Genomic DNA, 24,682 nt, shown 5'->3' with positions numbered 1-24,682 from the left:
AGCGACCGTTTAATCTGCATCGCAGCGGATTTCGATGATAAATCCGTCGGGATCGTAAAAGTAAATGCCGCGTCCTGTAGCGCGCGTGACGGGGCCGCTGTCGATCGCAATTTGATTAGATTTTAGCACTTCGATCGCGCGATCGAACAAATCGCGATCGATATCAAAAGCCAAGTGGTTGGCGCGAGTAAAAGCTTTCTCCGGGTTTGGGTTTGGCGGTTCCAAATCTGGCTGCCAAAATAAGTCAATTACAGTCCCGTCTGGGGTGATGAAATTAGCCACTTTACCCGCTGCTACCATTTCTGTTAAACTTGCGGGAATTTCTGCGCCTGCAAGTTCGTGCAAGCCGAGAATTGTACCGTAAAAGTAGCGGGAAGCTTTCATGTCCCGCACGTTTAAAGCGATATGGTGAACGCGGCGCAAATTCCCCGGCGCGAGGACAATTTTGACGGTGTTTTCGCTAGTTTGCATGGTGGTCAATTGCGAATGTTATAGAAGAAGTCATCAGTCATTAGTCATTAGTCATTGGTCATCGGTCATTCATCATTGTTATTAGTCATTGGTCATTAGGAAGAAAAAATAAACAATAAAGAAGCAATCAAATCAAGGTTTTACGAAATTAATAACTTCCTAATTTTGTTGACGGTTGCTCTAAAAATGAATGCTTTTAAATTTATTCAAATTTTGATGGCTCGGACTTCACTTTTTAGAGAACCCATTTGATATCTATTCTGCGTAAATCTCAGAAACCGGGTTTCTCTCTATATTTCTCGTCACCCAACCAAAAACTCATAGAAACCCGGTTTCTCGCCATGAGCGTAAATCTCAAAAACCAGTTTCTCTCTATATTTCTCATCACCCAACTCAAAAACTCAAAGATGTCAAATGGGTTCTATAGAAAATGGAGGACTGCAGTCCTCACTACGAACCAATTTGATTGGAGTCGCAGTCAGGATATAATCTCAATTATTGTTACTTTTCTTTAGGGAACGATGCCATACCTACAAACAGCATGGCCAGCCCGCCTCCCAGAATCGCGAAGGCTAGTAAACCTACAGCTAAATCTAATCCCGATGTATTTTCCATTAAATTAAATTATTCTCCAGTTAAATCCCATCACCGATATTTCTCAATTGATGCTAACCGCAAACAATGGGGAAGAGAAGAAAAACCAGCTTTCAAAGTTAAAAAAAAAAGCAGATCAACTTCTTATCCCTTCCCTCAACATCCGTTAAATTCCTTAAAAAATTCGTTGCCGAACTGCTTATTTTGCCAATTCTTTTTCAATGGCGGCGATCAATTCTGGCGAATCTGGGGCTACGCTGCTGGGGAATCTGGCAACCACTTCACCTTGTTTGTTAACTAAGAATTTCTCAAAATTCCAGGAAACATCACCCTTGGGGTCGGCTTCACTCGTAAGTGTAGCGTACAGCGGGTGCTGCTGACTGCCTTTGGCGCGTACTTTGTCAAACAATTCAAAGCTGACACCGTATTTGGTCGTACAGAAATTGACGATTTCTGCGTTACTTCCCGGTTCTTGTGCTCCGAAGTCGTTGCAGGGAAATCCTAAAACCCTGAGTCCCCCAGCGCTGTATTTCTGGCTCAATTCTTCGAGTCCTTTGTATTGAGATGTATAGCCGCATTGAGAAGCTACGTTAACTATCAAGAGTACCTTACCAGCGTACTCTCCTAGCTGCTTGTCTGCGCCTGCGATCGTTTTTACTTTAATGTCGGAGATGGTGCTGGGCATTTTCAAATACTTGTAAATTTGACCACCACGATTTTACCGCAATTTGGTCAGATTTGGTCGGTATGCCGATCGCTCAAAATTTATAGGTGTTGCTAGTAAGGAATGCAAGTCCTCATAAAAATCAGAGGACTTGCATTCCTTGCTACAAACTAATTTTATTCAACTGTCGGAGTGGCTTTCCGTCATCCATTTTTGGTAAGTTTCCTCTAGTTGCGGGTTCTCCAGAACGAGTTCGAGGCGGACTTTTACGCAACCGTGGCGGGGTTGAGAGGCGATCGAATTTAAGATTTTGCTGGCTTTCTGTACCGAGGTAAACTCAGCCTTAACTGTCGGTTCATCGCGATCGTGCTTAATTCCCGCCAAATCTATACCCGTGATGCTTCCCTCGCCCAAATCTATTTCGGCCAACACCTTCGGATCGTCGCCGACTTGTTCGACAATTAGCTTTTCCCACTGGATGGGCACTTGTACCATCCGAGTTTCAATTTCTTTGCGGACAATGACTTCGCCGACTTTGCGCTTGCTGCGATTGATCACCAATCGTTCTTCTAGCAGGCGAATTACTTCTCGATCGACAATATCAAAGTCTTCATCCTCTTCACTCGTCTCCAAATTCTCATTTTGGCGCTCGGAATCTGTTAGATTTGACATAACTTTTGAGGGTTGGGTTGACTCGCTATTGGTTAATTCATTCAGCGCTTCTGAGGAATCTTCTACAGACTGAGCCTCACTATTTGCAGAAATTCCCGGCAGCCGATCGACTTCATCTGAATTAACACTTACAAACAAGGCTTTTTGGTGATAATCTACTTTTTTTAGCAGCTTAATACTCACTAAAAATATCCGAGCTTTTTCGCTGCCTAGCCCTGCTACCACAAAGTTTAGTTGACCGCTTTCATCAAAATATACATCTTTTATTTTACCTACCAAGTGACCTTGATTGTCTTTGACTGTAAAACTTTTTAGCTTAGTTCTGACTTTTTCCGGCACCCGGTTGAGACGAGTAATTGATTTTGCCGCTGCTATTTTTTCGGCTGATGCTTGACCGTTCATTTTTAAATTTTCCTGCTAAAAAGACGGGGCGGTAGAAACCAGGTTTATACTTGCCTTTCACCCGACAGTAGCGGGCTGAAGAACGGGCGGTTAAAATTACGTTATTTTCTTGGGCCCGTTTGGCACGGACGAAAGTTTTTGTAAACCTGGTTTCAACCGCCGTCTGCATCTAGGAATTGCGCGACTATCGCACAATTTAAATCAGCGCTGTGACAGAATTATGTGATTAATCCGCAATTCCTATTCAATACCTTCTGCAGTTGGTTTAGATCTTTTTATTATCTACAACCGGAGCGCCATCGGTGTTAATGTCCAATTCTTCACGGCGCAAGGTTTCTTCGCCATCAACCGTGCTGCGGACAACTTCTTTTCTGACGTTGACTTCTTCGCGCACGTAGGCTTCCTTGTGAATGTCGGCCGTTTCTTCGTACACTTCCATGCGTGCAACTTCTCCTGATTGGAAGTCAGCTTCGCCGACTGAAACTACTCTACCCGCTTCTACGGGCGTTACTCGCTCGATTACGACTCGTTCCTTCTCGATAGGTACTGAAGCTCGCGCTGTTTCAGTTTCCACGCGCTTGCCAACTGCTACTTCGCCTGTTTTGGCGCGGGTTTTGTTGGCAATCAAGCGTTCTTCATAAAGCTTGAGATTTTGGTGTTGTTGTTCGTTAGTGTCGTAGAGGGGGCGATCGAGATCGTAGCTGTAGTTACTGCGATCGTAGCTAGCAGGAGTGGCAGTTGCGGCTGTGCCTTGATTGCGGTAAACGCCTCTTACCTGTTCTTCGCGATCGTAATCTAGTGGTTCTAATTCATTGTAAGCAGGCAATCTTTCTGCTTGATCTTTGCTGCGAAGGCCTGTAGCGTAGACGCGGCGTGCTCCGTAGTCGAAGCGGGCAGAGCCGATCGGCAGCAATACTTTTTTGCCAAAAATCCAAATACCGGTATCAATTACCAGATAGCGGAAACGACCTGTTTCATCAACCAAAGCATCATAAACGGTTCCTACTTTTTCATCAGAGTCGCCTGCATAAACATCAAATCCCTTGATGTCGTCTCCAGCAAAAATTTCTTCTTGATAGTTAGGATAAAATTCTTCTAATCTTTGAAGTGTCATGTGTTTTTTCCTCGCTTGTTTAATTAAATTTATAGTAAAAAATAATTGGGTTGACTTACATCTCCCTAAAGTCTGAAGTGTACAATTTAGGGCGTTTAATACTATAGGAATAGTGCCTGGTGCGGTGACGAGCGCACTCAGCTATGCAAAGCCCGATCGACAATACCTAGCGGTTGAAAGTGCCGATCGAGGCAAACTCTCACTCCGGGGGATAGGGTTTGACTCGATCGCGCGGTTAAGACTGGGTTATGTTCTTGAGTCCGCTGGGAAGGGACATCGTTTGACAACACCAGGTTTCAACCGCTGTCTGAGCTTCGGGATATCTAGAAATTAGCTCACTGTTGATTTAGTTGAGCTCTGATTGTCTCAATTCGTTTGCGGTTAACTCCTAAATCCGACTGTCCCAGACGCGATGCCGATCGCACGTGAATGACTTTTGCGCCATCATCTACCAAAAATTCCACGTCATCGACAAACCCCATCAAAGCACTCGTGAATTCCGCATAGAGGTAATTATCAGTGGCGGTGATAATTTTAGTCTTTGCTGAGGACTCGATCGCCCCTTTGAGCTTTGCCATTGCTTCTGTAGGCGACGAAGTGTACGCCAAAGGCTCAATTTGGTGTTCGGCATCTTGACTGAAGCTGCTGACGCAGTTAGGCGAAGCAGGGCACGCTGCGAGTTTTCCTGACACAATACCGATATTGGCGGGTTTTTTTCCAGCAAACATTGTTTTTTCTCCGGGAATTAGGATAAAAGCAGCGATCGACAGTACCGCTACCGCTAGCAGTGATATTAAAACAACTAGGACTCTTTTCAATGCTTGAGGCGATTTTGTTTCAACTGTCTGCAAAGGATTATCCCTCCTAAAAGTGTAAATTTATTCTAATTTTAATATTAATTGAAATTGACCTCAAAAAATCAAAAAACTTTACTTTGTTCTTCAATTAACCAATAAGTCAACATTGTTCCTTTACCTTTTACCGAGATCTCACCCCGTTCTTCAAAAACAAACCGAGCTTTCAAACGCTCGTAAGTTGTCGCAGTCACTTGAATTTTACCCGGCAATCCGTTCGACTCCATCCTAGACGCAACATTCACAGTATCCCCCCACAAATCGTAGCTAAATTTGCTAATTCCAATAATTCCAGCCACCACCGAACCGCTGTGAATTCCGATCCGCAATTCAAAACTTTCTCCAACTTTAGTATTAAAAATTCTCAAAGCTGCCTGCATTTCCAAAGCTAAAAGTGCGATCGCCTCAGAGTGATCCTCCCGCACCGTCGGCAAACCCCCAACCACCATATAAGCATCCCCAATCGTCTTAATCTTTTCCAACCCGTGCAACTCAGACAACCTATCGAACTCCGAAAAAATCGCGTTCAAAATTTCTACCAACTGCGTCGGACTTTTGTGAGCAGAAAACTCTGTAAAACCCACCAAATCGGCAAACAATACCGTCACATCATCAAAATGATCCGCTATCAACTTTTGCTTTTTTTGCAAGCGCTCGGCAATAGGTTTCGGTAAAATATTCAGCAGCAATTTCTCTGTTTGCTCTTGCTGCAATTTCAGCGCTGCTTCAGCTTGTTTCCGCTGAATCAGCGAACCTAGCTGCATCGCAACCGCACTCACCAATTCCAACAAGCGCGGCTGACATTCCAGATTGTTTTCTTGATAAAAAATCAAAATTGCCAACACTTGATTGTCTGCCAAAATTGGCACGCCAAAAGCCGCCTTTAACCCCACATCCATCGCAATTTGCGATTGTAAAAAAACTTGTTCCGGTGCAGTAGAAACATCCTCTATCCATTCAGACTGCTGCGACTGCCAAATCCTCCCCGGAAGTCCCACACCAGCAGCAAAAGTTAACTCCCAATTTGTCTGTCGGAATTGGGCAAAACTCGAATCGCTGACGTACCTACCTGTAGCGCATTTTAAAACGCCTTCACTGCAAGGAATCCAAGCTTCGCCCAGATTCCATTCAATAGTTTGGCAAATTAAACCTAAGATCACATCTATAGCCGACTCAAAACTCTCAGATCTACTAATAGCTTGAGTAGCCTTCAGCAGCAACCTCGTTTCCATTTCCACCTGGTGACGTTCGGCAATTTCCTCTTGCAACTGGACATTTTTAGCTGTCAATATTTGATTTTTTTCTTGCAATTGCATTTGCAAGGAACGCACAGTAAGTTGATTGCTAACTCGCGCCAATACTTCTTTCACCTGAAAAGGTTTTGTGATATAATCTGCTCCGCCCACCTCAAAAGCTTGTGCCTTATTTATTCCTTCTTCTAGCGCGCTGAGAAAAATAATCGGAATTTCTTTAAATTCCGGTTGTGATTTCAATTTCTTACAGAGTTCGTAGCCGTCAATATCCGGCATCATAATATCGAGCAAAATCAAATCTGGTACGCTCGATTGAATTGCATCTATAGCAGAAAAACCGTTGGTAACAGGTCGGACTTTATAACCATTTTTTTGGAGAATTCTAATCAACAAACGCAGATTATCTGGCGTATCATCAACTACTAAAATATCTGCTTGATAGTCTTCAGTTTGTTCCGCCTTCATCTGCATTATTTGATTCCTCCGCCTCGGTAATTAAATTAAGAATTTTCTGGTAATCAAAATTATCGAGATGCCCCTGGAGGATGTCGGAAAATTCACGATGAGCATCCCTTATTTCCTCGATTGTCCTGGAAATTAAGTCAAAATCAGCATTACGGATTACCTGCTTCATCTTCTCTATCCATTCTGCGGGAAGTGCGGGTAAATAAGCAAGCGCAACAATAGGAGGAGAGTTAGATAGATTATCGCCCCTTGACATCAAATAAGTCGAGGGAGAGTAGAGATATTTGACCCCTAAGTGTTGGTTGAGGCTATTAAATATATCATTTTTGCGGAAAGGTTTGCTAATAAAATCGTCGCAGCCGACTAATAAAGCAAAGGATCGCCTGCCTTCAATTGTGCTAGCAGTCAAAGCAATAATCTTCGGAATCGGAGATTCAAACTCACAAACACTCATTGGAGCGTTGCCTTGCTGCTTTTGTTCTCTCTGCTGTATTCGGGTTCTAATTTCTTTAGTAGCTTCGTAGCCGTCCATCACTGGCATTCGCACATCCATCAAAATTAAATGCGGCTGCCAGTTTTCCCAGATTTCTACTGCTTCGCTGCCGTTGCTGGCTTGTTGCAGCACAAAACCCAAAGGAGAAAGCATTTTGACTAAAAGTTGGCGGTTGTCTTCGCGATCGTCCACAATTAAAATCCGGTAGCAAGGTTGATTTGGTTCCAATCCCGTAACTTCCAGGTTAATTTGTGGTTCGGGAATATCTGCAGCATAAACCGCACCGACTGGAATCTCAAATTTAAAAGTCGTGCCAATTCCCAGTTGACTTTCTACGACGATCTCTCCTCCCATCAATCGGACAAATTGACGGCTGATAGTCAATCCTAAACCAGTACCTTTCTGAGCGTTTTGACCGGAAGTCGTCTGCACGAATGCCTGGAAAACATTGCCCACTTCTTCGGGAGAAATGCCTACTCCTGTATCTTCTATTTCAAACTGAAGGAAAACCATCGGTTCGGAATTTAAATCTTCAGTATCCTTTGTCAATTCAACTATTGCTAATTCCCTGGAAGTTATGGCGAAGTCCCGAATACTTGTTGCGGTATCAAACATAACTGTAGGCCTATCTAATAAATCTACTATTCCAGAATATTTTAACTTTCTAATTCTTAAAACTATTCCGCCTGTCGGTGTGAATTTAACGGCGTTGCTGAGGAGATTTATCAGCACTTGCCGCAGTTTAACCTCATCGGTTCGCACGTACTGGGGAACGTCAGCCTCGCGCTCGAAAAGCAATTGCAATTCTTGACTCTGTGCTCGAAATTGAAACATATCTTCCAAGTCATCAAGCAAGCGGTAGAGGTCGAAGTTTTTCGGGACGATCGCCATCCGTCCCGCTTCGATTTTTGACAAGTCTAAGGCTTGATTGATCAGAGTCAGCAAGTGTTCGCCGCTGCGGTGAATAATTCTTAAATTTTCTCGATTTTCAGCAGAAAAATTGGGGCTTGGTTCCATGATTTGTGCAAACCCGAGTATGGAATTGAGAGGGGTTCGCAACTCGTGGCTCATATTAGCAAGAAACGTGCTTTTAGCTTTGTTTGCTGCTTCAGCAGCTAAGGCCGCTTGTTGCAGTTGTTCTGTGCGTTCGTCAATTTGGACTTCTAAGGTGTGCTGGTAGTCTGCTAGTATTTTTTCGGCTTGTTTGCGATCGCTAATATCTTGAAAAACTGCGATCGCATAAGTAATATTTCCGCTAGCGTCAAAAATCGGCGTGGTATTGATCTCGATCGCAATTATTTTGTCATCCTGACGGATTTCTACATCGTCAACCCTGACAAATTCCCCTTTCAGCGCGCGCAAAACTGGCAAATTATCCGGCGGGTAAAGCTCATCAGTATTGGCAACATAAAGTTGATAACTTGCAGCTAATTGTTCCGCTGTGCTTTCCGGGATCGTGTCTGCACCCAGCAAATCCCGCGCTGTCTGGTTAAAATAGGCGATCGAGCCGTCTGGATTGTAAACAGATACCCCCACTGGCAAAGCTTCTAAAAATTGATTCAGGCGGCTTTCACTCGCAGACAGCGCCGCATTTACTTGCTTCAACTCCTGATTTACTTCTTGCCGTTTCAGGATTTCATCTGTTAACTTTTGGTCTTGCAAATAACTGTGAACAGCTTCTACTACCGTTAATTTCAAATCTTCATTTTGCCAAGGTTTAGGGATATAACGGTACAACTTAGCATACTTGATAGCATTGCTCAAAGCTTCCAGATCTGCTTGACCAGTCAGCATAATCGTCAGCGTATCCGGCGAGCGTTCGTGGATTTGCTTGAGCAATTCGTCCCCTTTAATATCCGGCATGATATAATCGGAAAGCACCAAAGCAATCTCGTATTCATCTGCCTGCAAATCTGCCAGCAACTCTAAAGCATCTTCCCCTCCTTCCGCCGTTTCAATAATACAACTATCCCCGATCGCCTTTTTCAGCTCAATCTTTAAACTCTTCAAAACATCAGGTTCGTCGTCAATACAAACAATTACAGGTTTTTTCATAACTTAGCCAGCCCAGATTTTATTGTCTCTATTAACTCTTGGCTACTCCAAGGTTTGTACAAACAGCAATATAAATCGGCTTCTTTGACTGCCCGCTCAACTGCCGCTGCATCCGCTTGTCCCGTCAACATCACCGTAATAATTTTAGGGTATTTCCGGTGAATTTTAATTAAAAGTTCGTCACCTTTAATTCCCGGCATCAGCCAATCAGAAACAACCACAATCACCTGAAATTCTTCTTGAAAATCCTCAAGTAAATCTAAAGCTTCATCACCACTTTCAGCCAATTCGTAAAAGTAATCATCTTTAAATTCATTCTTGAGCTGCATCTTGAGAGTATTCAAGATATCGGGTTCGTCGTCAACGCAAAGGATTACAGGCTTACTCATTTGTTTTAATCGCTGTTGTGATTTTAGCCGGCGGGATTGCGAAAATTACTTGCTGCTAGGTGATTGATTTCAGGCGAGCAGACAAGGTGTCTATCCCCCATCTTATACCATTTTGCATTGGAGCATAGGGATTGTCAATTTGGAATCATTCATGAAATAATAGTAGGGAGCGCCGGTTTAAATTTGCCTTCTTTTTTAAACAAAAGTAAGTTTTATTTAATAGATTGGCAGCGACACTGTAAAGGTTGTCTGCCCCGGTACAGATTCTACATCAATTGTGCCTTCGTGTTTCTTAACAATTTTTCTCACAATATCCAATCCCAAACCGCTACCTTCCCCCGCAGATTTAGTCGTAAAAAATGGCTGAAAAATTTTGGGAATAACTTCTGGGGGAATACCTTTGCCATTATCAGTAAACTTGAGAATAATATTTGCCTCTTGCTGCTGAGTCTCTAGAGTCAAAACACCTTTATAATCCATTGCTTGCAGGGCATTGTGAATCAGATTCGTCCAAACTTGATTTAAGTCATCGGGATAGCAAATTATTTGGGGTATATTTCCATAATCTTTAACTACTTCTATACCGTGTTTCAGTTGATTTTGATAAAGAGTTAACACCGTGTCAATACCGTCGTGCAAGTTCGCCGGGACTTTTTCTTGCTTGTTATCAAAATGAGCGTAACTTTTCAACGCAAATACTACTTTTCCCGACTTAACTGTCGCTCTTTGGATCAGGCTAATACTTTTTTTAAAGCTCGCAAATTGATAAGCAGTATTGAAAACTACTTCCCAATCAGGCAATTTGAAAAATGGCAACAACTGTTCTATGTTGTCGTAAATTTCCATATCAACTAAAGTATCAGCAATTTCATCAGGAGTCTGAACCGATTCGGCAGTCAAATCTATAATCAACTGCTGCTTGAATTTGCGTTTCTCTCTACTGGTAAATAAATTTGTTTGATTGGTAGATCGGTAAAGTAAACTTAAAAAGTAACCTTTACTTTCTTCAGAAATTTCTTGAAAAAATTGAGGCATTTTGGGTAAATTATCGTCCCAAAAATTAGCTATGTTATCAATAGAGGAACCTATAATGCCCAGGGGAGTATTGATTTCGTGGGCAATGCCGGCAATCAGTTGTCCTAGTGCAGCCATCTTTTCCGATTGAATCAAATGCTCTTGGGTGGCTTGCAATTCCTGGATCGCAGTTGCTAAATCTTGATTTTTTTCTTGCAAAATTTGTTGTAGAGAACAAATTTTTAAATGAGTTTCGATCCGGGCTAAAACTTCCTCGACTTGAAACGGTTTGGTAATAAAGTCCACTCCCCCAACTCCAAAAGCTTTGACTTTATCCATCACGTCATTAATCGCACTGATAAAAATCACCGGAATATCTTTTGTGATTTCAGAATCTTTGAGCTGCTTACAAACTTCATAGCCGTCCATTTCCGGCATCATAATGTCCAGCAGCACTATATCCGGGGGCATTTTTTGAGCCGCAGAAAGTGCTAGCTTGCCGTTGGGAACCGGGCGAACTTTATAGCCTTTTTCGCTCAATATTCCTGCCAGCAATCGCAAGTTTTCTGGCGTGTCGTCTACTACTAAAATATTAGCTCTATCGATGTTAGCTAAAGTTGAATCCATTGGGTATTTACTGTTTTTGGGTGCGAGAAATCGTGTTTAAAATTCTGTCGTATTCAAAATTATTAATGCAGTCTTGAAGCGCATCCGCAAGATAGGGGTTGACAGTGCGAATTTGTGCGATCGAACTGGCGATCGCCTCCATGTCCACACTCAAAATATTTTGCTTGAATTGAGCCATCCAATCGGCGGAAAGAGAGGCGAGATTCTCCGGTGTCAGTATATCTTGACTTGAGTCCCCTAAACCTGTCGCGCTGACGGCAGTTGAATCTTCATAAATATAGCGTACTCCTAAATGTTTGCTCATTGCCACAAAGATATCCTCTTCTCGGAAGGGTTTACGCATAAAATCATCGCAACCAGCCGAAAGAATCACCGCCCGTTCTTCCTCCAAAACACTAGCAGTCAAAGCCACAATCGCCGTTGCTTGGCCGCTAGTTGTAGTTTTAATCTGTTTCGTTGCCTCGTACCCGTCCATCACAGGCATTCTCATGTCCATCCAAATCAGATGCGGTTCCCACTCCATAAAAATATCCACCGCTTCTTTACCATTACTTGCTTCTCTCAACTCAAATCCGAGCGGACTCAGAAGTTTTACCAAAAGTTGACGGTTCAGGGGTTTGTCGTCCACAATTAGCAAGCGATAACGCGGCTGATCGGGTGCGAGGGCAACAACTCGAACTTGAGCTTTTTTGCTTTCAATATCGGCAGTTTCCACTAGATGAACTTGGATGTCAAACTGAAATATTGTACCATTTTCTAGCTCGCTGCTAACAGTAATTTCACCTCCCATTAATTGTACAAACTGTCGGCTGATCGCTAAGCCTAAGCCAGTTCCTTCCTGAGAATCTTTACCTGTTTGTGTTTGTACAAAAGCTTCAAACAAATGAGGGATTTCCTCTGCCGCAATACCTGCACCAGTATCTTGAACTTCAAAATGCAGCCAGTAGCGACCGGGCAATTGGTTAGGGCTGTTTTTGTGTAGCTTTCCTCTTCCTGCTTTGACTTGCACCGACACTCCCCCTTCGGAAGTAAATTTAATTGCATTATTGAGCAAATTAATTAAAACTTGGCGCAATTTGACTTCATCGGTGGAAATATAATGGGGAACTTCCGCCTCTCGATAGAAGCTTAAATGCAACCTTTTTTCCTCAGCTTTGAGCGCAAACATATCTTCTAAATCGTCTATTAATCGGTATAAATCGAAGTTTTTTTCATAAATAGTAGTACGCCCTGCTTCGATTTTTGACAAGTCTAAAACTTGGTTGATTAAAGAGAGTAAATGTTCGCCGCTCCGCAGGATGATTCCGACATTTTCTTGATTTTCTTGAGACATAGTTTTACTGCGGAGCATGACTTGAGCAAAGCCGATGATTGCGTTTAGGGGCGATCGCAATTCGTGACTCATATTGGCGAGAAATGTGCTCTTAGCTTTGTTTGCTGCTTCGGCCGCTTCTTTCGCCTGCTGCATTTTGATTTCCGCTTGTTTGCTATCAGTAATATCCTTAATAAAACCTTCGTAGTAAAGCAGACTTCCGGCGGCATCGCAGACAGCGCGAGAATTTTCCGAAATCCAGATAATGCTGCCATCTTTGCGGTAAACTTCCGATTCAAAGTTAGCCAGTATTCCGTACTCGTTCATCAGCGTAATAAATTCATCGTGGCGATTGGGATTTACATAAAGCTGGTTATTGAAATTCGGCTGGGATGCTATTAATTCTTGCGACGATTCGTAACCGTAGAGGTTAGCTAAAGCGGGGTTAGCACTGATGTATTTTCCGTCAGCAGCAGTCTGAAAAATGCCGTTTAAAGCGTTTTCATAAATATTGCGGTACTTTTCTTCGGCTTCCCGGAGAGCGTTTTCTGCTTTTTGGCGATCGGTAATATCGCTCGAAATCGACAGAAAACAAGGTTCTCCGTCAATTTCGATGGTTTCAATAGACAGCAGCGCCGTTCTTTCTGTACCGCTTTTATTGCGAAACCTGAGTTCGTAATTGTGAATAGCAGTTTTATTTTTTAACATTTGAATCATCCGATCGCGCTCTGCCAAAGTCGCCCAAAAATTCAGTTCAACCGCTGTTTTTCCAATAATTTGATCGTGACTGTAGCCCATCATCCGGCAAAAGCTGTCATTAACTTCAAGGTGACTACCATCACTGATTCTCGTGATCGTAATCGCATTGGGACTGGAACGAAAAGCTTTAGAAAACTTTTCTTTTGCTTTCACAAAATCGGCGGTACGTTCCGCAACTTGTACTGCTAAATTTTGGTTGTATTCGGTTAACAGTTGGTCCGCCTGTTTGCGTTCAGTAATATCTTGAAAAGCGCACATTCCGTAGATAATGTTGCCTCGATCGTCGTAAATAGGAGTGCCCCAAACTTGCAGGGGAACAATTTTGTCAGTCAAGGAGATTTCAACGTCATCAACAGTGACACTTTTGCCCTGCAAAGCGTTTAAAACTGGGTCGCGCTCCGCTGGGTAAATTTCTTGAGTGCCAGCTAAATGAACTCGGTAGGATTGTCGTAAATTTTCAGAGTTTGCTGCTATAATTCCTTGACCTAAAAGTTGCTCTCCCGTAGGATTAATATAGTGAGGTTGACCGTTTGGCTCGACAATAAAAATGCCAATCGGTACTGCATTTAGAAATTGCTTTACTCGGTTTTCGCTTTCTGAAATCGAAGTAAATGAGTGCTGCAATTGCTCTGCCATGCTGTTAAAAGAAACCGCAAGTTCTCCGAGTTCATCTTCGCGATTCAGAGCGAGCTTTGTATCCCATTCATTTTTTGCCAAAGCTTTCGCCGCTGCATTCAATTTTAAAATCGGCTGCACCACCCATTTAGCAGTAAAAATTCCCAGAATTGTCGCTACGATCAAAGCTGCAACCGACAGCAAAACAGTCGTGCGGGTATTGGCGTTAATTTGCTCCATAAAGTCGGACTCTGGTACAACTACGACAATCAGCCAATCCAACCCCCCATCGTCTTTAAAAGGAGTTACCTCCATAAAATTGCGCTTCCCGTCAATATCAAAAGTAAGCTGTTGAGAATTTTTGATTTTAGCTAAGCTTTGGTATGTTTTTTCTAAATGCTGTGCGGTTTGGCGAATTACGGGATTGTTGCTTGCTGAAGCTTGGACGCGCTTTGCTTCTTTACCTTCCACTGCGAATTCTTCGCCCGCCGTTGAAGAGGCAATTAACATTCCCGATCTTTCCATCACAAAAGTTTGCCCAGATTTACCAATTTTGAGGCTGACGAGAAATTCTTTAATTTTGGAAAACAGCAAATCGCTGCCAGCTATTCCTAACAGCTTCCCGCCAGCGTCGTAGATAGGCATAGCAGCAGTAATGGCTAGCTCTCTTGTCAAAAAATCTGTATAAATTGGACTCCAGATAGGTTTTTTTGCGAGGGCGGCTGCTACGTACCAAGGACGAATTCGCGGATCGTAAATATTATTGGATATTTCTACTAATTTAACGCGGTTTCCTTGAGAATCACCAGTATATCGAGCTAATTTATTGCCAGTAGATTTGTCAGCAGCAGAGATGAGAATCCGATCTTTAGTGCGAATTGCTCCAGAGTGTTCTCGATTTTCTGTGGCTACGTAAATGATGCTGATTGTATCAAAATATTGAATTTGTTCGAGGAAATGAAGTTCTAATTTTTGTTTGTCTTCGAGGTTCAACTGCCCCAATTTTATGCCTTGAACGTTGAGGTGATTGACAATGTGGGGAATTGACATATAGTTTTCCATGCGGTCTTTGATGCGATCGCTAATTTCTCCCCGCAACTGAGCTGCTACATCGTTAACCGCCCGCTGACCGTTGTGGAATGATAGCCAACCGACAACTCCTACGGTGCCGACAATTTGCACTAAAAAAGGCACTACGAGCACTGTTTGTAATGGAACTTTACCTAACATTTTGGTGGCAAAGCGATTCAGCGGTTTAGGAAACATATTCATCCTCAGAGTCAGTAGTCAGTAGTCAGTAGTCAGTAGTTATTGGTTATTGGTTATTGGTTATTGGTTATTGGTTATTGGTTATTGGTTATTGGTTATTAGTCAGTGGTAGGGGCGGTGGATGGTGCGTGCGTGCCCTCTTACTAATCAGTAGTCATTAGGAAGAGTTTCGATCGCGATTTTTGTTTTCTTTTTGCTTTTTTAGGCGGTAGTCTATTGACAATAGTATAGTCAATATATTTAAACTAATATAGCGTATTTGTGCTGATTGTTTTGGCAACTACTTATACCGATAATTTTGTGCGATCGACCTAAATCGAGATCATCTTATCGGAAGACTAATATGGTAGATTTAGTGCTTTCAATCGGTTTCAGCAATGTATAGCGGTTCTCAAGAGTGGTGAAGTATGCCCAATGCCCAATCCCTCCGCAACGTTAGAGCCCCATGCCCTATGCCCTATGCCCTATGCCCTCTGCCCACTCCTAGCACCTCATATGAGAGCGCGAAATGCTATATCAATGTCCTAACTACCGAGAAGGTTGCTATATATTGCAGAATTGTCAATAAGGCTTTGATGGGCGAGATATCCGGCCTATCCCACCAGAAAATTTACTCTTTGTGGAACAGGCAGGATGCCTGTTTTTGAGAATGGTTTCGGATGTGAGTTTGAACCAACAGTAGCTAACCAGTACGCGCACCCTAAACACCTGTATTTACCGGCGATTCAACTCCGTTCTTTCGCCGTAACGCAACAGCATATCCAAACTCTCCAAACGATTTTGCCAAGTTTGTACCTGATAGCTATTGTCCCGAGAATGCAGCCGCATTAAAGATGGAAACTGAGATTGAAAATTTGCCAACAATCTTTTAGCCGTCGCTAAACTTTCACTAGAAGGATTGGCCGCCAATTTGCTAAAAGCTTGCGCCAATTCATCCGATCGACTTTGGAGAACTTTCAGTTCAGATTCCGACACCTGCAACTGATTGTTAGCCAACAAAAAACTCCATTCCTGCTTGAGAGCAGTATAGCGCGAAGCCGCGGCTGCAAACGGCTGCCGGTAAGGAATCGGTTCTGCAGCATTCGTAGAACGCACTCCTCGCCCTTGAGTGCGGTTAAAAAAGCCCTGCATCGCGCTGCTGATACTTTCCACGGCAAAAATAGCATAGCCCCCCGTCGGCAAATCGCGCAAAGCTTGAATTTGGTCGATCGCCACAACTTGCGGGAGAGTCAGCAACTTAACCGACGGAGAAATCAAAGCCGAACCGAGCATTTGTTCCTTCGCCAACGGTTCCGTAACGCGCTGAAGTCGGTTAGTATCCAAAGCATAAGTCATGGGCACAATCAAATCTACAATACCCTGACGGGCCCAAACTTCCCAATTTTGCTGAATTTTGTAAATCCGCTGACTTTCTGGGTGAGGAAACACCGCCACCGACAGAATTGTGCGGGGAGAATTCGACCCCAAAAGCCGATAAACTTCAGCGACAAAACTATTAATTTGATTAGTTTTAAATTCAACCCACTGCCGCCACAAACTGCCGTCCTTGGGGGAAATATTCACCGGATCTGTACCAGTCAACTGTTTGAATTGCTGCCTCGCCGCAGCACCGTAGCCGTAGGTAAAACCCGCGTTATCATTTTGAAAAGGATAGCGAATGTAGTCTAACTGCACTCCATCTACTTTGTAGCGGGTGGCAATTTCGTTGATAATTTGGAGTAGATAACTGCGCGCTTCTGGGTTTGCTGGATCGATATAAAATTTACCGTCATTAGGATTTTGGATGCGTCCTTTATTGTCAATATTTGCCCAAGTTGGATGAGCGGAAAGCACCGGCCCTGGATAAGTATTAGGTTGACCAATTAAAGCATTGTGGCGTTTATTTCCGGTGGCAAAAATCCAAACCCAAGCGTGCAGTTCCAGGCCTCGCTCGTGGGCTAATTTAACAGCAGATTCCAGCGGGTCCCAGCCAACTGTGAGGGGGTTTTGTTGGGGTGCAACTTGACTGGGATAAATTGGATATCCGGCATTCACAGTTTCAAAGAAAACGGTATTGATACCGGCGGCGGCGAGCCGATCGAACACTGCAGCCAAACCTTGTTCAGATCGAGCGGCCACGATCGTACCGCGATCGAGCCAAACCGCCCGAATTTCCGCCCCGACGCGCGGCCCTTCCTGCGGGTAATTTTGCCAGAGTAACTGGCGCGCTTGCACCCACTGCTGTCTGGCCTCGGCGTATTTTTGTTGTTGCAGGAGTTGGTCAAAATTTTGCAAAACCTCCCGCGCGTTGGCGATCGCCCGCATCCTAGTCCCTGGTATCACAGACGGACGAATGGCGGCCGGGCCGCCGGCACTGTTGCTTCCAGCCACGAGTTGAGCGGGGTTAGGATCACTGAGATTGACGGCGGTATTCCCGGAATTAGATGCTGTCAGGGCGCTTTCAAACCTACCGAGGAGGTTGGTGAGTTCTTGGCGCATCAAGTAGGCTTCAATGCTGACGATCGGCTGATTGGAATTTGCCTGCACGTCCAAACCCGCCGGCGCTGACTGATCTGAAGGGTCTGTAAAATTTGCGGGGACTGGTTCGGGAAGCGAGGGAGCAGGAGAAAGTGTGCTCAGCGGGGTACTGCGCGGCGCAGGGGCGGTGTTTCTTGGGACTCTGGAGGGGGGAGAAGGAAGTGGGAGAGCAGCGGCTGTTGGCGCTGTTGGGGCTGAACTGGTTGTGCCTCCCCAGCGGGCGATCGAGGCCTGCAGCCAAGCTTTGTCTAAATTTGACGAACCGTCGGTACCCCAGCGCCAACCGAGATAGGTAGCGCGATCGGTGGCGATCGCCGCCGAGGAACCGGAACTATTTTTCCAAGTCGCGACTGTTTGACTGTTGGCGTCGGCGGGAATCAGGACACCGCCTAGAACTGAGCCGTTTTGTTGTTGGGCCGGCATCCAATTGCTAGAAGTATTGCAGGCGAGATCCCGACAGCGCGCGCGCGGTTGTGGTACCGCCGGCTGGGTTAACGGAAAAGCCCAATAGGCCCCAAGGAGCGATCGTAAAGATTGGCGCACCAAAGCCGGGGAACTGCGCCCTACAGGGCCAGAAGCAATCAAGCGGCCGCCCTGGGATGCCCAAGCTTCTAAAACTTTAATTTGCGCCGGGGTCAAAGTTTCTATGTTGGGCAAAAACAGGACGTTAACGCCTGCTAAATCCGCCGTACTTTTGATTTCTTCGAGATTAATTGGTTTGTAAGCAATGCCGCTTTCCCAGAGGCGCGTGGTAATTTTCACCCAGTCAGGAGAATTTTCGGAACTGCGAACAACGCCCAGAACTACTTCGGCGAAACTGGGTGAGGGAAATAGAATGAATGTATTTAGTAATGTACTCGCTAGGGTTCCAATCAAGACTCTTTGCAAGAAGGTGAAAAGGCGATTTTTTTGAGTCTGAGAGTTGTTTTCAGGCGTTTGATCGGTTTTTTTGAGCTGTTGCATTGACACGAGAATTACCCACCACACCGCTTAATAAAATTTCTATAACAATTTAGATCGATCGATCCGCACCATACAATTTTTTCTTCTGTCGTGCAACCTGCGATCGGGAAAATAGACGATCGCCCGCTCAGGATGAGAGCGCATTCGATCGCAAATTTTATCCGATACTCAGATTGGGTGCGATCGAACAACCGCAATAAAAAAGGTTCGATCGTTCGGACTTTAGTCCGCAAAAATCACGACTAAAGTCCTCACTACAAACCTTTTTTACTGAATTGCAGTTTCATTTACCGGGAATCGATCGATCAACTGCATCGCCCGACAAGCATTCCTCCGCAAAGAATCCGAAACGTGAGGAACATGAGGAATCTGAGACAAGAAATCCAAAGTCCGGCGCAAAATTCGCACCACATCTCCTTCATCCAAACTCGTATGACTAATCAGTTCCAGCCATTCCACACCCAGAGCCCACTGTTCCACCAAAGTCACTAAATCCCGTTCCAGCCAAATCGGGATCGCAGCTTCGTGGCGGTACTGCACTTGAAACAATCGGCGGCGCAGGCCTTTTTGCAGGTTGTCCAAAGGTGCTAAAACTTCCGGCGACAGCGAGTAATGAGTCCAACTGTCGGGCCTGGAAACTTCTGTAACCAAGGCCGCGCAAGCAGCAGCGAGGTGGTGGGGGTCGAGTTCGTCAAATTCTGAAGACATCAGGGACAAACCCAGCCACAGTTCGTTATCACCGCGAATGGCGGCACAGGCTTGGCCCAAAACTGTGGGTACTAATCTGTCGGAGGAGTCGTCTCGGTTTCCATCTGCCGAAATTACTCTTTCCAAACAGCCGAAGTTTAGCAAGATGTCAATTAAGTTGAGAAATTGCTCCCAATAGCGAGCTCGCTGCTTTTCTAAGTCTTGTTCGCTTTTGCGGATTTCTTTTTTCAATTCTTCCCGGCGGCGCTGGCGTTTGAGCAAAGTACCGGGATTGCCCCATTCTAGAACTGGGTGAATTTCTAGTCGATCTTCTAGGGCTGCGATTTTCTGCAGTTGCTCGATCGCCTCTGGGCTCGGTTCCGGTGGGGGCAATTCTGGGATCGATCGGGCAATTGCCACGGTTTCTTCGGTTCCCAAGCGACACTGGCCGAGTCTCAGAGTCAGTTCTGCCGGGGGGGTCAAGGTATCTGCGACACTCAAGCGAGGTAGTTGGGCGTGGAGGGTGGCGACATCGCTAATGGCGACGATGTACCAGCGGTTGTCTTTACCCAAGCACACCAAGTTTGGTGCTTGGCCCGAACCTGCGATTTTGGCAACTAAGATGGCGGGTACCGGGGTTGCGTGCGATCGTTTGGCTGTCGGAACGTGCTTGCCTTTGAGACTCAGAACCGTGCCGAGCACTGCAAAAGACACGGCTACGGACATCTCCTTAATGCGCGCTTCTTCTGCTTGCTGCAATAAAATTTTGAGCAAACGTTTGTCTTCTTTGAGTCTTCCCTGCAATTTTTCGTAATCGGCGAGTTGTTTTTCTAGGTAAGAGACATTACCTCCGGCCGCCAGGGATTTGTCGATCGCCGCCAATTCTGTTTCGAGTCGGTCTAATTCTGCTTGCTGCGGCTGCAAGTACAAGGTAGATAGGTATTGACCGAAACTGCGCTCTACTAACTCTTGAGCTTCATCGATCGTGTGAGTTTGCAGCAAATTCAGCACCATGCCGTAGCTGGGCGTAAACTGACTGGCGAGGGGGTCGGCTTTGGCTGTTGCCAAATAAGAGGCTTCTTTTGCACCTTCAAAGCGCGTCTGAACTGCGACAACGTGCCCCAGTTCGTCCATCCCGCGGCGACCGGCCCGACCGGCCATTTGCAGGAATTCTGAAGCGTTTAGCAGTCGGTGTCCCTTGTCGGTGCGCTTGGACAAGGTGGAAATGACTGTGGTGCGGGCGGGCATATTAATGCCGGCTGCGAGGGTTTCGGTGGCAAATACGACTTTAATCAAACCTCTGCCAAAGAGTTCTTCTACTAAGCCTTTCCAAGCGGGTAAAATGCCTGCGTGGTGGGCTGCGATGCCTTTTAAAAGTGCTTCTTTTTGACCGAAGCGTTCTGCTTCTGGGTTTCGCTGTAAAAAATCGTCAATGATGCGTTTGAGTTCGGCTGTTTCGGCTTCGTTAACCAGGGATAAATTTCCGACTTCTGCGACTGCTTGGTCGCACCCGCGACGGCTGAAGATGAAGTAGATTGCTGGTAGCATATCTCGATCGTCCAACCGGCACAAAACATCGGTCAAACTGGGAGTGGGAATGCTGCCTCTTTCTGCTTTTTGCTGCTTCTTTTTGGGGACTAACCGCGGATTAGCTCTTTTGCCGGTTTCGTCTAGCAGGGGAAATATGCCTTTTTGATTGGCAAAGTGGAATTGCAGGGGTACTGGTCGAAAGTCTGAGTAGACTAGCTCTGTGGGCCCGTGGACTTTGTTAATCCAGTCTGTGAGTTGGTCGCTATTGGCGACGGTGGCTGAGAGGGCGAGCAGTTGAATTTCGCCGGAACAGTAAATGATCGATTCTTCCCAGACTGTACCGCGCTGGCGATCGTTCATGTAGTGACATTCGTCGAGCACTACGGTTTCGACTCCGGTGAGGGAAGCGCCGACTGCTCCGATCGGCGTACCGTAGAGCATATTCCGAAATATTTCCGTAGTCATCACCAAAATCGGCGCATCTCGATTGACGGAGATGTCGCCCGTGAGCAAACCTACGCTGTCGTCTCCAAATTGCCTGCGGAAGTCGCGCAGCTTTTGGTTGGAGAGAGCTTTTAGGGGAGTGGTGTAGAACACGCGCCGCCCCCGGAAAAGTGCTTGATGGATGGCGTATTCGCCGATTAACGTTTTCCCCGAGCCTGTGGGAGCGCACACCACAACGGATTTACCTGCATCGAGGGCGGCGATCGCCTCTCTCTGAAAGTTATCTAGCTCGAATGGAAATATGGTCTTCAGATCCAGCTCTGGGCGGTTCTGGGAATTATCTGGCACAAGGATTATTCTGAGGTTGCAGGGTAATTATGCTTAAATCTTGCTGAAAGCAAGGCAGCAGAGGACTGTATTGATTTTAAACCTTTGTCAGCCGATCGGCACTCAAAGGAAGAAGAGAGGGGGTATGGGATAATTTTTCTTTTGCTTTCAATTGTTGCCTAACTCAACTTTCAGCACTCAAGTCCTGAGTACAAACTTACAGCACTTTTCAGGTATTCAGGTGCGCGACAACTCGGTTGCTGCAGGCTTGGGCCCCCTGTAGGCCCTGATTTCCGGTTGGGAGTGCGTACTGAATCGGCCTGCAATCTGCTTTTTGCGATCGGCAATTTTTTAATTTTATGACATATTGAATTTAATGACCTCATGTAGATTTTGGCTTAATTTGAGAAACCGGGTTTTTGGCAAAAATATCGCCTCAAAACCTGTAATCTCGGTAAAACCCGGTTTCTTGGCACGGCGGCGGTTCATAAACCGGGTTTTTTATGACAATATTTCGCGTCACAGATTCTCTAAAAACCCGGTTTATTCGATCGCAAATGCCCCAAATTAATGCCGCAAATTAATGCCACAAATTCACATTTCCCAGCAAATGCCCCGGCGGTTGGAAACCGCTCCTACACAGACGAAACCTGCCGATGCCGGTTGGAAAATTCACATTTCCCAGCAAATGCCCCGGCGGTTGGAAACCGCTCCTACACAGACGAAACCTGCCGATGCCGGTTGGAAAATTCACATTTCCCAGTCCACGTAGGTGGACTTTGTTTGTGTAGTAGCGGTTTCTAACCGCCCCAAATTCTGCAAATTAACGCCGAAAATTCACACCCCAAATTAACGCCCCAAATTAATGCCGCCAATTAACTAATTAAGGTTGAATGAAAATGCCGATCGCATTGTGGACTCTCGCAGCAGTAGACGGCGGGCGATCGAGCAAACTCCCTCCCAAATACAAACTCGTCGAACTTCCCCCATCCAAATTTAAAGCCTCCACAGCACCCATTTGCTGCAATATCTGCGCCAGTTCCGCAAAATTTGGGCCCGCCCCGCCCGCGCGGTTGTGCACCGCTACAATCAGCAAATTCCCCGCAGCAGTTCGCCCGATCGCACTCCGAATCGCCGTCTGTCGAACATAGGCATCGCTAAACCCTTCCGCCTTAGCATCCAAAACAACTCGACTGTTTTGTACCAACACCGGCCCGCCTCCTAGAATGTAAGGAAAACGGTTAAAATCTGCCGGAATTGTGTTAGTTTCCAAACGCAATAAAGTGCCAGCAGTTAATTGAGATGCAGGGGAAAAATTGGAACGCAAAGCCAAAACATAACCGTTTGCTGGAATCGGGAAATTTGTTGTTCCCGGCGCGCCACCGGGAGATTGGCTGACAACTCTATCGCCCGCAACTGTCACAACTATTTCATTATCAGAAAACGGAGTATAAGTTTTTCCCCAATCAAGATTGTAGCGACCGATTCCTGATGTCACGTAGGCACTATTTAACTGTGAAACAGACAAACGTTGATTTGCAGGAGTTATCAAAGTTTCTTGCAAAGTCAAACGGTCGATCGCAAATTCGCCCCGATCGTTCCAAGCGATCGCCCCCCGATTCAAAATTGGCCCGGAAAGCCATTTATTTTCCCGCCGAATCGCGCCTAAAGCTAATCGATTGATTCGATTGAAAAATCCGGCATTAATTGCAGCCGCAGTTCCAGAAAGTTCTGCTGTTTGCAATAGAGGTGCAGTACCTCGATCTGTCGGCGGATTGCTCAAAAGCGGTCTAATTTTGACACCGGATTGGCGGGGATTAATTTCTAACCCAACTACGGGAAAACGAGCGGTTCCTAAATTTTGATATTGCTGCCGCCACCGCACGCCCGGAGCCCAAAGAATGTTTTTTTCTACTAGGGAATCCGGGCGAATGTCGATTACTAATCGATTGGGATTTCCTAAACTGAAAACTTGCGGCCGCCAACCTAATGGAATTTGTACCTTGACTTTGGTTTGATTCCCCGCAGGTTCGATTTTTAACGATCGCACTTGTTTGCTGGTTGCAAAAGCGCGATCGATCGAAGTGCGATCGATCTTGGCATCGATGGCGATCGACCATTCTTGAAGGGCGATCGGTGCAGAGGGCGCTAGCGGCTGCGAGAGCGCGGGTTTAGTCGGGTCGTCTGGTGTTTCGAGGTTTCGGGCTGGGGGCGCTGTCTGCTGCCCGATAGCGGGCTTTGTGGGGTCGTCGGGAGTGTCTCGCGGTGGGGTTGTTGGGGACGGGATCGGTGTATCGACGAAGTTGACTTGCCACGGGGCGGGGCGATCGAGATCGAGCACTGTGCGATCGCCCCATTCTCTCGCTGCTTGCCGAATGCCGGTAATATTGGCAGTTGGAGAAGTAATTTTTAGAACATTGCCCTCAGCAGATATCTGCCAGCCTGCAAGTTTAGCAAAATCAGTAACATCTAAGTAGCGATACGGGCCTGTTGCCCTGGCTGTCAAACTTTTAGCATCGGTGAAAGATACCGAAAACCACTGCACCGGTTGTTTGGTACTGTCGGCGGTGTTGAGCAAATCCACTCCCGCACTCTGCATCAAGCCAACATCAGCAATCCAAATTCGGACATTTGCCGAAGTGCTGTTTGTTGGCTGCACAGTCCAAGCTAAGGGCAGAATCCGGCCGTTGAGAGACACTTGGCGGCCTTGTTTAATTCTGGCAACTGGCGGTACAGATTGAGCCAAATTGACCTCCGTTAATTCACGATTCAGGAACAAGGAAGAGGGCAATAAATTGTGTAATGGATTGGAGGAAAAACTAGAAGTTCTCCCACTCGAAGCCTCTTGCGCTCTTCCGGGTTGATTCCAAAGCAAAGACTGGGCGATCGCCAGTACAGGTAAAATCGAGACTGACAATATTGAACGCCAATAAGACAAATTACATTTCATATCAAATCCTGTCTTCATCGGAATAGTAAATTCAGGCGTTGACTGTTAACTGTTGACTGTTGACTGTTAACTGTTGACTGTTGACTGTTGACTGTTGACTGTTAACTGTTAACTGTTAACTGTTGACTGTTGACATCATAAAGAGTGCAACCGGAATTGATATCACAACTTATAACTCAATACGGTTTATTTAAGACGATCTCCCTGGCACACCTCTTAAAAAGGGGGGAACAAGAATCCCC

The 24,682-nt window shown here is 45.5% G+C and carries 16 protein-coding genes; 2 read left to right on the top strand and 14 right to left on the bottom strand.

Annotation, left to right across the window (positions count from 1 at the left end; all coding sequences use genetic code 11):
* Positions 1-9 precede the first annotated feature (9 nt).
* From AACV78_RS12450 to AACV78_RS12395, 12 genes are all read right to left on the bottom strand, one after another.
* Entirely contained in the window at positions 10-471 is a 462-nt protein-coding gene (locus AACV78_RS12450) for a VOC family protein (protein ID WP_194009915.1), read from the bottom strand.
* Positions 472-1,264: 793 nt separating this feature from the next.
* Entirely contained in the window at positions 1,265-1,750 is a 486-nt protein-coding gene (locus tag AACV78_RS12445; RefSeq protein WP_194009914.1) for a glutathione peroxidase, read from the bottom strand.
* A 159-nt stretch (positions 1,751-1,909) separates the two neighbouring features.
* Positions 1,910-2,803 (bottom strand): DUF2382 domain-containing protein, encoded by an 894-nt coding sequence (locus tag AACV78_RS12440; RefSeq protein WP_194009913.1) that lies wholly within the window; start codon positions 2,801-2,803, stop codon positions 1,910-1,912.
* 265 nt (positions 2,804-3,068) lie between these two features.
* On the bottom strand, positions 3,069-3,917 hold the full coding sequence (locus AACV78_RS12435) for a DUF2382 domain-containing protein (RefSeq protein WP_194009912.1): 849 nt from the start codon (positions 3,915-3,917) through the stop codon (positions 3,069-3,071).
* A gap of 137 nt (positions 3,918-4,054) precedes the next feature.
* Positions 4,055-4,204 (bottom strand): hypothetical protein, encoded by a 150-nt coding sequence (locus AACV78_RS12430; protein WP_194009911.1) that lies wholly within the window; start codon positions 4,202-4,204, stop codon positions 4,055-4,057.
* Positions 4,205-4,252: 48 nt separating this feature from the next.
* Positions 4,253-4,768, bottom strand: a complete 516-nt coding sequence (locus tag AACV78_RS12425; protein ID WP_194009910.1) for a DUF1499 domain-containing protein — start codon at positions 4,766-4,768, stop codon at positions 4,253-4,255.
* 68 nt (positions 4,769-4,836) lie between these two features.
* Positions 4,837-6,495, bottom strand: a complete 1,659-nt coding sequence (locus AACV78_RS12420) for an adenylate/guanylate cyclase domain-containing protein (protein WP_194009909.1) — start codon at positions 6,493-6,495, stop codon at positions 4,837-4,839.
* Positions 6,470-9,037: a response regulator gene (locus AACV78_RS12415; protein WP_194009908.1), complete on the bottom strand. Its 2,568-nt coding sequence runs from the start codon at positions 9,035-9,037 to the stop codon at positions 6,470-6,472. The genes AACV78_RS12420 and AACV78_RS12415 overlap by 26 nt, the downstream gene beginning before the upstream one ends.
* Positions 9,034-9,426: a response regulator gene (locus tag AACV78_RS12410; protein ID WP_194009907.1), complete on the bottom strand. Its 393-nt coding sequence runs from the start codon at positions 9,424-9,426 to the stop codon at positions 9,034-9,036. The genes AACV78_RS12415 and AACV78_RS12410 overlap by 4 nt, the downstream gene beginning before the upstream one ends.
* Before the next feature lie 216 nt (positions 9,427-9,642).
* A complete protein-coding gene (locus AACV78_RS12405) occupies positions 9,643-11,067 on the bottom strand; it encodes a hybrid sensor histidine kinase/response regulator (RefSeq protein ID WP_194009906.1) in 1,425 nt (474 codons plus the stop codon).
* Between the two features lie 7 nt (positions 11,068-11,074).
* Positions 11,075-15,019: a PAS domain S-box protein gene (locus AACV78_RS12400; RefSeq protein ID WP_194009905.1), complete on the bottom strand. Its 3,945-nt coding sequence runs from the start codon at positions 15,017-15,019 to the stop codon at positions 11,075-11,077.
* A gap of 717 nt (positions 15,020-15,736) precedes the next feature.
* Entirely contained in the window at positions 15,737-18,502 is a 2,766-nt protein-coding gene (locus AACV78_RS12395; RefSeq protein WP_194009904.1) for a family 10 glycosylhydrolase, read from the bottom strand.
* A gap of 90 nt (positions 18,503-18,592) precedes the next feature.
* Between AACV78_RS12395 and AACV78_RS12390 the strand changes: the two genes are divergently transcribed.
* Positions 18,593-18,748, top strand: coding sequence for a hypothetical protein (locus AACV78_RS12390; protein ID WP_339383600.1), 156 nt, complete (start codon positions 18,593-18,595; stop codon positions 18,746-18,748).
* 21 nt (positions 18,749-18,769) lie between these two features.
* Here the strand turns inward: AACV78_RS12390 and AACV78_RS12385 are convergent, their stop codons facing one another.
* Positions 18,770-21,511 carry a DEAD/DEAH box helicase gene (locus AACV78_RS12385; RefSeq protein WP_194009903.1) on the bottom strand — a complete coding sequence of 914 codons (2,742 nt, stop codon included), beginning with the start codon at positions 21,509-21,511 and terminating at the stop codon, positions 18,770-18,772.
* A gap of 562 nt (positions 21,512-22,073) precedes the next feature.
* On the opposite strand from AACV78_RS12385, the gene AACV78_RS12380 reads away from it, so the two are divergent.
* The gene (locus AACV78_RS12380) at positions 22,074-22,262 is read left to right on the top strand and encodes a hypothetical protein (protein ID WP_194009902.1); all 189 of its coding nucleotides are present in this window, start codon (positions 22,074-22,076) and stop codon (positions 22,260-22,262) included.
* A gap of 111 nt (positions 22,263-22,373) precedes the next feature.
* Here the strand turns inward: AACV78_RS12380 and AACV78_RS12375 are convergent, their stop codons facing one another.
* Positions 22,374-24,440 (bottom strand): phosphodiester glycosidase family protein, encoded by a 2,067-nt coding sequence (locus tag AACV78_RS12375; RefSeq protein ID WP_194009901.1) that lies wholly within the window; start codon positions 24,438-24,440, stop codon positions 22,374-22,376.
* Between the last annotated feature and the right edge of the window lie 242 nt (positions 24,441-24,682).

It is taken from the genome of Tychonema sp. LEGE 07196, assembly GCF_963890365.1.
Lineage (GTDB): Bacteria > Cyanobacteriota > Cyanobacteriia > Cyanobacteriales > Microcoleaceae > Microcoleus.
The sequence above is the reverse complement of the archived record's forward strand: the minus strand, read 5'-3'. Positions and strand labels throughout refer to the sequence as shown.

Coding starts and splice junctions, on each gene's coding strand:
- AACV78_RS12450 (WP_194009915.1), bottom strand. CDS start 471: ATGCAAACTAGCGAAAACACCGTCAAAATTGTCCTCGCGCCGGGGAAT.
- AACV78_RS12445 (WP_194009914.1), bottom strand. CDS start 1,750: ATGCCCAGCACCATCTCCGACATTAAAGTAAAAACGATCGCAGGCGCA.
- AACV78_RS12440 (WP_194009913.1), bottom strand. CDS start 2,803: ATGAACGGTCAAGCATCAGCCGAAAAAATAGCAGCGGCAAAATCAATT.
- AACV78_RS12435 (WP_194009912.1), bottom strand. CDS start 3,917: ATGACACTTCAAAGATTAGAAGAATTTTATCCTAACTATCAAGAAGAA.
- AACV78_RS12420 (WP_194009909.1), bottom strand. CDS start 6,495: ATGCAGATGAAGGCGGAACAAACTGAAGACTATCAAGCAGATATTTTA.
- AACV78_RS12415 (WP_194009908.1), bottom strand. CDS start 9,037: ATGAAAAAACCTGTAATTGTTTGTATTGACGACGAACCTGATGTTTTG.
- AACV78_RS12410 (WP_194009907.1), bottom strand. CDS start 9,426: ATGAGTAAGCCTGTAATCCTTTGCGTTGACGACGAACCCGATATCTTG.
- AACV78_RS12405 (WP_194009906.1), bottom strand. CDS start 11,067: ATGGATTCAACTTTAGCTAACATCGATAGAGCTAATATTTTAGTAGTA.
- AACV78_RS12400 (WP_194009905.1), bottom strand. CDS start 15,019: ATGTTTCCTAAACCGCTGAATCGCTTTGCCACCAAAATGTTAGGTAAA.
- AACV78_RS12395 (WP_194009904.1), bottom strand. CDS start 18,502: ATGCAACAGCTCAAAAAAACCGATCAAACGCCTGAAAACAACTCTCAG.
- AACV78_RS12380 (WP_194009902.1), top strand. CDS start 22,074: ATGCCACAAATTCACATTTCCCAGCAAATGCCCCGGCGGTTGGAAACC.
- AACV78_RS12375 (WP_194009901.1), bottom strand. CDS start 24,440: ATGAAATGTAATTTGTCTTATTGGCGTTCAATATTGTCAGTCTCGATT.